The 12,221-nt window shown below is 65.8% G+C and carries 15 protein-coding genes; 14 read left to right on the top strand and 1 reads right to left on the bottom strand.

What is annotated here, in order from left to right; genetic code table 11:
- Positions 1 to 26 precede the first annotated feature (26 nt).
- Genes ACZY1I_RS04205 through ACZY1I_RS04170 form a run of 8 tightly spaced genes read left to right on the top strand, consistent with a single transcriptional unit; the run spans position 27 to position 5,399 of the window.
- Positions 27 to 1,067: a phosphotransferase family protein gene (locus tag ACZY1I_RS04205; protein ID WP_463752994.1), complete on the top strand. Its 1,041-nt coding sequence runs from the start codon at positions 27 to 29 to the stop codon at positions 1,065 to 1,067.
- Positions 1,064 to 1,414, top strand: coding sequence for a DUF6285 domain-containing protein (locus ACZY1I_RS04200; protein ID WP_463752993.1), 351 nt, complete (start codon positions 1,064 to 1,066; stop codon positions 1,412 to 1,414). Before ACZY1I_RS04205 ends, ACZY1I_RS04200 begins: the two co-directional genes overlap by 4 nt.
- 30 nt (positions 1,415 to 1,444) lie before the next feature.
- Complete coding sequence (locus ACZY1I_RS04195) at positions 1,445 to 2,683, top strand: acyl-CoA dehydrogenase family protein (RefSeq protein ID WP_463752992.1); 1,239 nt, start codon at positions 1,445 to 1,447, stop codon at positions 2,681 to 2,683.
- Positions 2,680 to 3,645 (top strand): phosphotransferase family protein, encoded by a 966-nt coding sequence (locus tag ACZY1I_RS04190; RefSeq protein ID WP_463752991.1) that lies wholly within the window; start codon positions 2,680 to 2,682, stop codon positions 3,643 to 3,645. Before ACZY1I_RS04195 ends, ACZY1I_RS04190 begins: the two co-directional genes overlap by 4 nt.
- On the top strand, positions 3,642 to 3,980 hold the full coding sequence (locus ACZY1I_RS04185) for a DUF6285 domain-containing protein (protein WP_463752990.1): 339 nt from the start codon (positions 3,642 to 3,644) through the stop codon (positions 3,978 to 3,980). Before ACZY1I_RS04190 ends, ACZY1I_RS04185 begins: the two co-directional genes overlap by 4 nt.
- Positions 3,981 to 3,991: 11 nt before the next feature.
- Complete coding sequence (locus tag ACZY1I_RS04180) at positions 3,992 to 4,396, top strand: nuclear transport factor 2 family protein (protein ID WP_463752989.1); 405 nt, start codon at positions 3,992 to 3,994, stop codon at positions 4,394 to 4,396.
- Between the two features lie 43 nt (positions 4,397 to 4,439).
- A complete protein-coding gene (locus tag ACZY1I_RS04175) occupies positions 4,440 to 4,982 on the top strand; it encodes a YceI family protein (RefSeq protein ID WP_463752988.1) in 543 nt (180 codons plus the stop codon).
- Positions 4,983 to 4,997: 15 nt separating this feature from the next.
- On the top strand, positions 4,998 to 5,399 hold the full coding sequence (locus ACZY1I_RS04170; protein ID WP_463752987.1) for an Rv3143 family two-component system response regulator: 402 nt from the start codon (positions 4,998 to 5,000) through the stop codon (positions 5,397 to 5,399).
- A 36-nt stretch (positions 5,400 to 5,435) separates the two neighbouring features.
- Here ACZY1I_RS04170 and ACZY1I_RS04165 read toward each other — a convergent pair whose 3' ends face one another.
- A complete protein-coding gene (locus tag ACZY1I_RS04165) occupies positions 5,436 to 6,755 on the bottom strand; it encodes a PPE family protein (protein WP_463752986.1) in 1,320 nt (439 codons plus the stop codon).
- Positions 6,756 to 7,130: 375 nt separating this feature from the next.
- Between ACZY1I_RS04165 and ACZY1I_RS04160 the strand changes: the two genes are divergently transcribed.
- Genes ACZY1I_RS04160 through nuoF form a run of 6 tightly spaced genes read left to right on the top strand, consistent with a single transcriptional unit; the run spans position 7,131 to position 12,219 of the window.
- The gene (locus tag ACZY1I_RS04160; RefSeq protein ID WP_463752985.1) at positions 7,131 to 7,508 is read left to right on the top strand and encodes an NADH-quinone oxidoreductase subunit A; all 378 of its coding nucleotides are present in this window, start codon (positions 7,131 to 7,133) and stop codon (positions 7,506 to 7,508) included.
- 7 nt (positions 7,509 to 7,515) lie between these two features.
- Entirely contained in the window at positions 7,516 to 8,070 is a 555-nt protein-coding gene (locus ACZY1I_RS04155; protein WP_463752984.1) for a NuoB/complex I 20 kDa subunit family protein, read from the top strand.
- Positions 8,067 to 8,804, top strand: a complete 738-nt coding sequence (locus ACZY1I_RS04150; protein WP_463752983.1) for an NADH-quinone oxidoreductase subunit C — start codon at positions 8,067 to 8,069, stop codon at positions 8,802 to 8,804. Before ACZY1I_RS04155 ends, ACZY1I_RS04150 begins: the two co-directional genes overlap by 4 nt.
- Positions 8,805 to 10,106 carry an NADH dehydrogenase (quinone) subunit D gene (gene nuoD, locus ACZY1I_RS04145; RefSeq protein ID WP_463752982.1) on the top strand — a complete coding sequence of 434 codons (1,302 nt, stop codon included), beginning with the start codon at positions 8,805 to 8,807 and terminating at the stop codon, positions 10,104 to 10,106.
- Positions 10,103 to 10,897, top strand: a complete 795-nt coding sequence (gene nuoE, locus ACZY1I_RS04140; protein ID WP_463752981.1) for an NADH-quinone oxidoreductase subunit NuoE — start codon at positions 10,103 to 10,105, stop codon at positions 10,895 to 10,897. Before nuoD ends, nuoE begins: the two co-directional genes overlap by 4 nt.
- Positions 10,894 to 12,219, top strand: coding sequence for an NADH-quinone oxidoreductase subunit NuoF (gene nuoF, locus ACZY1I_RS04135; RefSeq protein WP_463752980.1), 1,326 nt, complete (start codon positions 10,894 to 10,896; stop codon positions 12,217 to 12,219). Before nuoE ends, nuoF begins: the two co-directional genes overlap by 4 nt.
- The last annotated feature ends 2 nt before the right edge of the window (positions 12,220 to 12,221 follow it).

Below are 12,221 nucleotides of genomic sequence, written 5' to 3'. Positions count from 1 at the left end.
GTGCTTCGACCGCTTCGAATTCGGGTGTGCGCCGTGACCGCGCACCGGATGCACGTGAGGCGTCGGTGAACACGCTTGAGCAGCTGCCCGAACGGCTGCGAGCGGTCTTGGCGGCAGCGCTGAGCGTCGACATAGCCAAGGTCGCAATCGAGAACTCGCGGTCGTTGACGGCCAGCGTGAACCGCGTCGTCTTCGCGTTTGATGCCGTCACCCCCCAGGGACGCCGAACACTGGTCCTGAATCTGCTGGTCGGGCCGGCGAGCGCGCTGCGCGCCAGCCCGCGCGTCCAAGCCCAGGCCCAGATGGCTGCCGCAGCGCTCGGCGTACCTGTAGCGCGCGTCGTGGCTGCCGACGATTCCGCTGCAGCACTTGGCCATCCTTTCCTGATCACCGAGATGGCCAGGGGTGCCTCGGATTACGCCGAAGTCCTCAGTCAACTCGACGCTGCCGATCCACGAGCGGGCCGAGCCGCACTGTTGCGACAGTGCGCGCGGGCGTTGGCCGCCATCCACCGAATCGACGTGCGCGACCCCGAGAAAAGTCGCCAGGACCGACTCAAGATGTGCCGCCTGGGACTCGATCGACTGGAAGGCGTCCCCGCCAGCTTCGAGTGGGCCTTCCGCTGGTTGGTCCGCCACCAACCACCGCCATCGCCCGCGGTGCTGCTGCATGGCGACTTTAAGGTGGGCAACTTCATCGTCGACGGAACCGACCTGACAGCCGTACTCGACTGGGAGTGGTTGCACGTCGGGGAGCCTTTTGAAGACTTGGCGTGGTTTTGCTTCCGGGAATGGCGACATGACGCGCCGCCCAACCTGGGGGCCGGCGGTCTGGGCAGCATCGAAAGATTCCTGTCCGCCTACGAAGAAGCCGCCGGCACCACCCTCGACCGGTCGGCGTTTCACTGGTGGCGGGTGCTGGCCACCCTGTTGAGGGGCGTCACCCGCATGAGTCACGGCTGGTCGACAGCGACGGACCCGTCGATACGTTCGGCGCAGATCGGCCGTCGCATCTGCGAAGTGGAGTGGGACCTGCTCGACCTGCTCGACGAGGGGAGGCGCCGATGAGCGTTGGACAGGCAGGGCCGACGGCGGGCCAGATGGTCGCGCTGGTCGCGGAGTTCATCGAAGCTCACATCTTGCCTGCGGTCAGCACCGACCGCTACACCCGAGACCAGATCGCCTCGGCGGCCGACCTGTTACGCATGGTCGAGCGCGAACTGCGCGACGAATCAGCCGTTGACACGGGCGCACGCAACGGTCTTGCCGGCCTCGGCTTTGCCGACGAGGCGGAACTGAGCGCCGCTATTCGCAGCGGCGCTCTCGACCACCGCGCCGAGGACGTCACCTCGTGCCTGCGAGCGGTCGTCGAACAACGTCTGCTGATCGCCCGCCCCGGCTACCAAGACGGATAATTGTACGGCGCTTGATAAGGAGTGATCAACGTGGATTTCAGCTTGCCCGAACACCTTCCGGGTCTGCTCGCCGAGATGGACGAGTTCATCGAAACCGAGATCAAGCCACTCGAACGAGAACACATCCAGTACTTCGACCACCGCCGGGAGAACGCCCGCACCGACTGGGACAACGACGGTATCCCCCGTCGGGAATGGGAGGACCTGCTCGGCGAGATGCGCAGGCGCGCCGACAAAGCCGGCTGGCTGCGCTACGGTCTGCCGGCTGCGTTCGGCGGTCGCGACGGAACCAACATCGACATGGCGGTCATCCGGGAACATTTGGCGCACAAGGGACTTGGCCTGCACAACGACCTGCAGGACGAGTCTTCGATCGTCGGAAATTTCCCGCAGGTCATCATGATGGACCGGTTCGGCACCGACGAGCAGAAGAAGGATTGGACTGAAGCGCTGATCACCGGCGAGCGGTCGATGGCGTTCGGGCTGACCGAACCCGACCACGGCTCCGACGCCACCTGGTTGGAGACCACCGCCGTGCAAGATGGCGACGATTGGGTTATCAACGGCGCCAAGCGGTTCAACACCGGGGTACACCGCGCCACCCACGACCTGGTGTTCGCCCGTACCTCCGGCGAGCCCGGACAGGCGCGGGGCATCTCGGCATTCCTGGTGCCGACCGACTCCCCGGGATTCTCCGTGCCGTACTACTGGTGGACATTCAACATGCCGACCGACCACGGCGAGGTCGAGCTCAAAGACGTCCGCGTCCCCGCCGACGCGGTGCTCGGCGAGATCGACCGCGGCCTCGAAGTCGGCCAGACCTTCCTGCACGAGAACAGGATTCGCCAGGCGGCCAGCAGTCTGGGTGCCGCGCAATACTGCATCGACCGGGCCGTGTCGTACGCCGGGGAGCGCATCGTGTTCGGCAAGCCGCTGGCGGTCAATCAGGCCGTGCAATGGCCACTGGTCGAGTTGCAGACCGAGGCCCAGATGGTGCGCCTACTCGTCTATTACGCGGCATCCCATCTCGACCGCAACCATCACATGGAGGTGTCGGACAAGGTTTCAATGGCCAACTACCGCGCCAACCGCCTGGTCTGTGATGCGGCTGACCGGGCCATGCAGGTGCTCGGCGGCATCGGATACAGCCGACACGAGCAACTCGAACACATCTACCGCCACCACCGTCGCTACCGCATCACCGAGGGCGCCGAGGAGATTCAGATTCGCCGAGTTGCCCAGCGGCTGTTCAAGTTCGGCAAAAAGTGACGCTCGCCGACGACTTGCAGTCGTTATTACGGGAGGTGCTGGGCACGCCGGTTGCCATCGACAATCTGCGCGCGCTGACCGGCGGAGCCAGTCGGACGACGTGGTCGTTCGAGGCTGTCACCGAGGCCGACCGTAGGTCGCTGATCCTGCGCACCGGCCCACCGGACGACGTGCACGCCGGGATGGAACTCGAAGCCCGGGTGCAGGCCGCCGCACGGGCCGCCGGGGCACCGGTGCCACACGTGCTGGTCGCGGACGATTCGGTTGCGGCCCTGGGCAATCCATTTCTGATCTGCGACGAGATCAAGGGCGAAACCATCGTCCGGCGCATCCAGCGTCAACTTGATGAGCCGGGCCGCGAGCGTCTGCTGCGCCAGTGCGCGCAGGCCATCGCCGCCGTACATCGCGCTGATGCCAGTGACGCCGGCCTGACCCGGGAAGACCCGATCGGCGAGTGGCGCGAGCGACTTGACGGCATGGGCGACACCACAGCAACCTTCGAATGGGCATTCCGTTGGCTGACTGCACACCAACCGGAACCGTCGCCCACGGTGCTGGTGCACGGCGATTACCGGATGGGCAACCTCATCGTGGACGGCTCCGACCTGGCCGCGGTCTTGGACTGGGAGCTGGTGCACGTCGGCGCGGCGTATGAAGACCTGGCTTGGTTCTGCGTGCGGGCCTGGCGGTTCGGTGCGCCGGCCAGCCAAGGGGCCGGCGGCCTGGGCAGCATCGAGAGTTTCCTGGACGCCTACGAGGAAGCCAGCGCGACTACCGTCGATCGGGTGGCGTTTCACTGGTGGCAGGTGCTGGCCACGTTGCGCTGGGGCGTCATCTGCCGGTATCAGGCGGAACGGCACTTGAGCGGCCAGACCCGCTCGGTGGAGTTGGCGACGATCGGACGCCGGGTGTGCGAGAACGAGTGGGACCTGCTCGATCTGCTGGACGGGGCTCGGCCATGACAGACGGACACGGCCGGCCGACTGCGGCCGAATTGGTGGCCGCCGTCGCCGAATTTCTGGAAAACGACGTCCGCAACGCCACCACCGGCCAGGTCAACTTCCACTCCCGGGTCGCCGCGAACGCCCTGCGGATGGTCGAGCGCGAGCTGCAGAATCCAGCCGGGTCCGACGTGCGCGGCGCGCTCGCGACCGTCGGCTACCCCGACGAAGCGGCCCTTGCCGCAGCCATCAGGACGGGAGAACTAGACGCAACCGATGCAGAAGTGGTCGCCTGTCTGCGCGCCCTGGTCCGCCACCGGTTGGCAGCCGCCCATCCCGGATACGAGAACGATTAGGAGCATCAGCAATGCCCAGCACCACCACTGAGGACATCGTCGAGGCAGCCGACCGGTTGTTCGCCGCCATCGAGAACGGCGACAAGGCAGCCGTGGCTGCGATGTGGAGCGAGGACATCGCGGTGTGGCGGGTGGGCGCCGACGGCGATGACGACAAAGCCCGGGCGCTGCGGGTAATAAACTGGTTCATCAGGATCACTGCCCAGCGTCGCTACGTGGTCCTCGACCGACAGCTGTTCGAGAACGGGTCTGACCGCGGTTTCGTCCAGCAGCACGTACTGCACGCCGGCGGCCACGCAGGCCAGTCCATCGCGCTGCGGGTTTGCATCGTGATCAAGTTGGACACAGAAGGTCTGATCAGCCGGATCGATGAGTACTTCGACCCGGCTGGACTCGCGCCCCTACTCGACAAGTAGCACCAATGGGAAGACTCCCCTAGAGGTCAATGAGAGGCGAACGATGACGACGCTGGAAACCCTGCTCTCCGATCCCGACACCGTCGGGACGTGGGCGCTCGTGCCCGATCGCTCCTCCATCGGCTTCAAGATCAAGAACATGTGGGGCCTGATGCCCGTCAAGGGCAAGTTCACCGAGTTCAGCGGCGACGGCAGGCTCAGCTACAAGAGCACGGTATCGGGCCGTATCAACATCGCGGTCGCGTCGTTGGACACCGGCATCGGCAAACGCGACGAGCATCTGCTGTCCGCCGACTTCTTCAACGCCGAACGATTCGGCGAGATCACCGTGGTCGTCACCGCGCTGAAACCCACCGACGGCAAGACCGCCGAACTGCAGGCCGACTTCACCATCAAAGGCGTCACCGAGGCGGCTCCGCTGACGGTGACGATCATCGAACTCGACGACGGGTCGGTCCGGATTTCCGGCACCGGCAAGCTCGACCGAAACCGGTTCGACCTGGGCTGGAACAAACTCGGCGTGATGTCCGACACAGTCGCCGTGTCGGCCGATGCCGTCTTCGTGCGGTCAGCCGGACCCGCGTGAATTAACATCTGCACCGTGCCCGACTCGAGCAGCCCCCTGAAGATCCTCGTTTACAGCGACAACGTCCAAACCCGCGAACAGGTGATGCAGGCCTTGGGTAAACGGCTGCACCCGGATCTGCCGGAGCTGAACTACGTCGAGGTGGCGACCGGACCGATGGTGGTCCGCATTATGGACGCGGGCGGCATCGACCTGGCCATTCTGGACGGCGAAGCGACGCCTACCGGCGGCATGGGTATCGCCAAGCAGTTGAAGGACGAACTGTCGACGTGCCCACCGATCCTGGTGCTGACCGGACGCCCGGACGACGCGTGGCTGGCCAGTTGGTCACGCGCTGAGGGGGCAGTGCCGCACCCGCTGGACCCGATCCTGCTTGGCCGGACAGCGCTCAGCCTGCTGCGCGCGTCTACGCATTAGAGGCGCTAGTAGCGCCTCCTATCGGAGGCGAGAAGCTCAGCCGCCCTGGATCTGCAGCCGCGGGGCTTCTTCTTCCTGGCTTTCTTCCTGGGCTGGCTGGCGGTGGAATTCCCCGGCCGCAATGCGCGGGCGCAGCGTAGCCACGGCCTCCTCGGCTTCCGCCGCCTCTTCGGACTCCGCGGCCTCCGCGGATGCGACAACCCGCAGTCCCGATGCCGGAATTCCGGACGCGGTAGTGATCTGAGCGGCCTTCCTGGCCTCGCCAGCCGCAGCGGCGGCGGCGGCTTCGCCCGCCGTACCCTGCAAGACGCCCATCGCTGGGACGACTTCCTGAACCTCGGCGGCTTCCGTGACCTCGGCTTCGGTGGCCTCGGCCTCCACAGCGGCTTCCTCTTCCGCTTCCGCAGCCTTGGGCATTGGCGGAGCGGACATACCCGGGCCGTCGTTCAGCAGACCAGCACGAGCCAGACCGGCCATCATCATGGGCGCCATGGCGAAGCTGCCGAGGCCGGCACCCGCTACGCCGGGGCTCGCGGCAGCGGCAGTGGCGCCACTGACGTCGGTAGCTCCGGCTGTGGCGCCGGTGTAGGAAGCAGCACCCGAAGCGGCACCAGGGTCACCGGCGGAGGTGTAACTGGCCGGTGCGAGCCCGGCATCGGTGCTGGCGACACCGCCCGCGCTACCCCCGCCGCCACCCGCGGCAGCGGCTGCGCCGGTGGGACCGGCCACTGCCGGAGCAGCGCCGCCCCCGGCGGCGTCACCGGAGCCTGCGGCGCCGCCACCATGGGCAGCAGCACTCACACCGCCGGCGATGCCGCCGGCCAGCGCCGGGAAGGTCTGCAGCACGCTCTGCCACGGCACCACCTGCGCGGCTGCCGCCGCCGCGTTGGAGTAGTAGCCCGCCATCGCGGTGACGTCCGCGGCCCACATCTCCTCGTAGATGCTCTCCGCCAGCGCGATCAATGGCGCGTTCTGGCCGAACAGGTTGGACATCACCAAATTCACGAACGCGTTGCGGTTTTGATCCACCGCACCCGGGTGGATGGTGGCCGCCCGAGCCGCCTCGAACGCGCTGGCGACCGCTTGCGCCTGGCTGGAGGCGCCGAGCGACTGCGACGCGGCCGCGGACAGCCAGCCGGCGTACGGAGCCGCCGCAGCCGCCATCGCGGCCGAGGCCGGACCCTGCCAGGCCTGTCCGGCCAGGTTCGAGATCACCGACTGAAACGACTGCGCGGCAGTACCCAACTCCGCAGCTAACCCATTCCAGGCAGCGGCGGCTTCCAACATTGGCGCGCTCCCCGCGCCGAGGAACATCCGCAACGAATTGATTTCCGGCGGCAGCGTAAAGAAGCTCACAGACCCCGTCCCTCCCAAATGGCCGTCCGAGAATTGCACGACCACGCAAAACCCTGTATCTAGACCCCTCAAGGGTAACAACTAGCGCACCGAACGTCCCGCGCTCCGGTGAAATCGGTCACCCCCGCTCAACTGGACATCTGTCTGCTTACGCAGGTTGTCCGTTTGCCGCCGCCGCTGCGCGGCATGGGTGGGCCCCAGACCCCGCGTTGTCTATGAGGTTGACCCCGGACATGTGCGTCGGCCGTCGCGCGACTATGTTGAAGGTCACTGGGACGGCCCACAAGCCCGGTCCGTCACAGGCGCCTTGGGCTAGCCGCCCGGTCACCGCCCTGGCCGCTGCGCTCGCGGCCACACGACGGATTTTGGAGCGACTTGAACGTCTACATACCCATCGTTGTGCTGGGGGGCATTGGCGCGGCCTTTGCCATCGGCTCAGTCTTCCTGGCCAGCATCACCGGCCCCCGCCGGTACAACAGGTCGAAACTGGAAGCCTACGAATGCGGGATCGAACCGACCGAAACCGGGTTCAGCGGGCCGAATGCGCCCAGCGGCCAGCGGTTCCCGGTGAAGTATTACCTGACCGCAATGTTATTCATCGTCTTCGACATCGAAATTGTGTTCCTCTATCCATGGGCGGTCGCCTTCGAATCCCTGGGAACGTTCGCGCTCGTCGAGATGGTCATATTCATGCTCACGGTTTTCGTGGCCTACGCGTATGTGTGGCGCCGCGGGGGCCTGACGTGGGATTGAGGTAGACGTGGGAATCGAAGAACAGCTACCCGGCGGAATCCTGCTGTCGACAGTCGAGAAGGTGGCGGGCTACGTCCGCAAGAACTCACTGTGGCCGGCGACGTTCGGGTTGGCCTGCTGCGCCATCGAGATGATGGCGACGGCCGGGCCGAGGTTCGATATCGCCCGATTCGGCATGGAACGGTTCTCTGCGACGCCGCGGCAGGCCGACCTGATGATCGTCGCGGGACGGGTCAGTCAGAAGATGGCGCCGGTGCTGCGCCAGATCTATGACCAGATGGCCGAGCCGAAATGGGTTCTGGCGATGGGCGTTTGCGCCTCGTCCGGCGGCATGTTCAACAACTACGCGATCGTGCAGGGGGTGGACCACCTCGTTCCGGTGGACATTTACCTGCCCGGCTGCCCGCCGCGGCCCGAGATGCTGCTGCACGCAATCCTCAAGCTGCACGAAAAGATTCAGGAAATGCCGTTGGGGGTTAACCGCGAGACTGCCATCGAAGCGGCCGAGAAGGCGGCGTTGGCGGCCCGGCCCACGATCGAGATGCACGGGTTGCTGCGATGAGCTCGCCTGGCAAGGACCCGCAGGGCGCTTCCCAGACTGGCACAGGCACCCCGGGTTCGACGGTGCCCGCCGGTGGTGAGGTGATCAACGTCCGCCGCGGCATGTTCGGCGTGCGGGGCAGCGGTGACACCTCCGGCTACGGCCGGCTGGTGCGCGAGGTCGCACTGCCCGGCGAGAGCCCCCGGCCCTACGGCTTCTACTTCGACGAGGTCGTCGACCACCTCGCCGAAGCGCTGCAGTCCGAAGGCATCGACTTCAACGAGGCGATCGAGAAAGTCGTGGTCTACCGCAACGAACTCACCCTGCACGTACGCCGGGATCTGCTGCCGCAGGTCGCGCAGCGGGTCCGCGACGAGCCGGAATTGCGGTTCGAACTGTGCCTGGGCGTCAACGGCGTGCACTACCCGCAGGAGACCGGCCGGGAACTGCACGCCGTGTACCCGCTCAAGTCGATCACGCACAACCGCCGGCTGCGCCTGGAAGTATCTGCGCCCGACAGTGATCCGCACATTCCGTCGCTGTTCTCGGTGTATCCGACCAACGACTGGCACGAGCGCGAGACCTACGACTTCTTCGGGATCATCTTCGACGGCCATCCCGCACTGACCCGAATCGAAATGCCCGACGACTGGCACGGGCATCCGCAACGCAAGGACTACCCGCTGGGTGGCATCCCGGTCGAGTACAAGGGCGCGCAGATACCTCCGCCCGACGAGCGCAGAGGTTACAACTAAATGAGCGCACCCACTGAAACACTCGTCGTAGCCGGCGGGCAGGACTGGGAAAAGGTCGTCGACGCGGCCCGCAAGGCTGATCCCGGCGACCGAATCGTCGTCAACATGGGACCGCAGCACCCGTCCACCCACGGCGTGCTGCGGCTGATCCTGGAGATCGAGGGCGAAACCGTCACCGAGGTCCGCTGCGGAATCGGCTACCTGCACACCGGAATCGAGAAGAACCTCGAATACCGGTACTGGACCCAGGGCGTCACCTTCGTGACCCGAATGGATTACCTGGCACCGTTTTTCAACGAGACCGCGTACTGCCTGGGCGTGGAGAAGCTGCTCGGCATCACCGACGAGATCCCGGAGCGGGTCAACGTCATCCGGGTGATGATGATGGAGCTCAACCGGATCTCCTCGCACCTGGTTGCGCTGGCGACCGGCGGCATGGAACTGGGCGCCATGACGCCGATGTTCGTCGGCTTCCGCGCCCGCGAAATCATCCTCACCCTGTTCGAGAAGATCACCGGGCTGCGGATGAACAGCGCCTACATCCGGCCCGGCGGCCTGGCGCAGGATCTGCCGCCCAATGGGATCGACGACATCGCCGCTGCCGTCAAGGAGTTGCGAATACCGCTGCGCGACATGGGCAATCTGCTCAATGAGAACGCAATCTGGAAGGCCCGCACCGAGGATGTCGGATACCTGGATCTGACCGGCTGTATGGCTTTGGGCATCACCGGACCGATCCTGCGTGCCACCGGACTGCCGCACGATCTGCGCAAGAGCGAACCGTACTGCGGATACGAGAACTACGAATTCGACGTGATCACCGAAGACACCTGTGATTCCTACGCGCGCTACATCATTCGGGTCAGGGAGATGTGGGAGTCGCTCAAGATCGTCGAACAGTGCCTGGACAAACTGAAGCCCGGCCCGACCATGGTCGAGGACCGCAAGATCGCTTGGCCCGCAGACTTGTCGGTGGGCCCGGACGGCATGGGCAATTCGCCGGAACACATCGCCAAGATCATGGGCAGCTCGATGGAGGCTCTGATCCACCACTTCAAACTGGTGACCGAGGGCATCCGGGTGCCGGCCGGACAGGTCTACGCGGCGGTCGAGTCACCGCGCGGCGAACTCGGCGTGCACATGGTCAGCGACGGCGGCACCCGTCCCTACCGCGTCCACTATCGGGATCCCTCGTTCACCAACCTGCAGTCGGTGGCCGCAATGTGCGAAGGCGGGATGGTTGCCGACCTGATCACCGCGGTCGCCAGCATCGACCCCGTTATGGGTGGAGTTGACCGATGACAGTTGCTAATTCAGGCGGCAGCGGCGAGCGGGTGTTCCTCCAACTGGGACCGCCGCCCTCGGAGCCCAACCAGTTCGTAGTCGACGGCGCGCCCGAGGCGTACTCGCCGGAGGTGCAGGCGCGACTCGAGGTCGAGGCCAAGGAGATCGTCGGCAAGTACCCGAGCAAGCGATCGGCGCTACTGCCGCTGCTGCACCTGGTGCAGGGCGAGGACTCCTACATCACTCCGGCCGGCATGGAGTTCTGCGCGCAGCAACTCGACCTGACCGGCGCCGAGGTTTCGGCGGTGGCCAGCTTCTACACCATGTACCGGCGCGGTCCCACCGGCGACTACTTCGTCGGTGTCTGCACCAACACGCTGTGCGCGGTGATGGGCGGCGACGCCATTTTCGACGACCTCAAAGAGCACCTCGGCATCGGCAATGACGAGACCACCTCCGACGAGGATGGGGCCGGAACCATCACCCTCCAGCACATCGAATGCAACGCCGCCTGCGATTTCGCGCCCGTGGTGATGGTCAACTGGGAGTTCTACGACAACCAGACCATCGAATCGGCACGCGGACTGGTCGACTCGCTACGTTCCGGTGAGCCGTTGGCGCCCACCCGCGGCGCGCCGTTGTGCAAGTTCCGGGAGACCTCTCGCATCCTGGCCGGCCTGCGCGATGAGCGCCCCGACGAGGGCCAAGGTGGCGCCGGTGCGGCCACGCTGGCCGGCCTGAAGGTCGCCAGGGAGCACGACATGCACGCACCTTCCGTTCCTAAAAGCGCTCCGGAGGCCGCGTCATGACCAGTCCCCCGGCAACCCCGCTGACCCCGGTCATCAGCCGCTATTGGGACGACCCGGAGTCCTGGACGCTCGCGACTTACGAACGCAATGACGGCTATCAGGGCCTCAAAAAGGCCCTGGCCATGAATCCCGACGACGTGATCAAGACGGTCAAGGACTCCGGGTTGCGCGGCCGCGGCGGCGCGGGCTTCTCCACCGGCACCAAGTGGTCGTTCATCCCGCAGGGTGACTCCGGTGCCGCCGCGAAGCCGCACTACCTGGTGGTCAACGCCGACGAGTCCGAACCCGGCACCTGTAAAGACATCCCGTTGATGCTGGCCACGCCGCACGTGCTCGTCGAGGGCGTCATCATCGCCTCCTACGCGATCCGGGCCAGCCACGCATTCATTTACGTGCGCGGTGAAGTGGTACCGGTGCTGCGCCGGTTGCAGAACGCGGTGGCCGAGGCGTACGCCGCCGGTTACCTGGGCCGTGACATCGGCGGTTCCGGCTTCGACCTGGAGTTGGTGGTGCACGCCGGGGCCGGCGCTTACATCTGTGGCGAGGAGACCGCGCTGCTCGACTCGCTGGAAGGCCGCCGCGGCCAGCCGAGGCTGCGGCCGCCCTTCCCCGCGGTGGCCGGACTGTACGGCTGCCCCACGGTGATCAACAACGTGGAGACGATCGCCAGCGTCCCGTCGATCATCTTCAACGGCGTGGACTGGTTCCGTCTCATGGGCAGCGAGAAATCGCCTGGCTACACGCTGTATTCGCTGTCCGGGCATGTCACCCGGCCCGGCCAGTACGAGGCCCCACTGGGGATCACGCTGCGCGAATTGCTCGAATACGCCGGCGGTGTCCGGGCCGGGCACCGGCTGAAGTTCTGGACTCCCGGTGGATCTTCCACTCCGTTGCTGACCGACGAGCACCTCGACGTGCCGTTGGACTACGAGGGCGTGGGTGCCGCCGGTTCGATGCTGGGCACCAAAGCTCTGGAGATCTTCGACGAGACCACCTGCGTGGTGCGTGCGGTTCGCCGCTGGACCCAGTTCTACATGCACGAATCCTGCGGCAAATGCACGCCGTGCCGCGAGGGCACCTTCTGGCTGGACAAGATCTACGCGCGACTGGAAACCGGCCAGGGCACCCGCGAGGACCTCGACAAGCTGCTGGACATCTCGGACGCGATCCTCGGAAAGTCGTTCTGCGCCTTGGGCGATGGCGCTGCCAGCCCGGTGATGTCGTCCATTCAGCACTTCCGCGACGAATACCTCGCCCACGTCGAAACAGGCGGATGCCCGTTCGACCCCCGAGACTCCATGCTCTCGCTGGACGGAAAGTGACG

It is taken from the genome of Mycobacterium sp. IDUB_37 (genome assembly GCF_055419245.1).
Note: the sequence above shows the minus strand (reverse complement) of the source record. Positions and strands in the feature narration are given on the sequence as shown.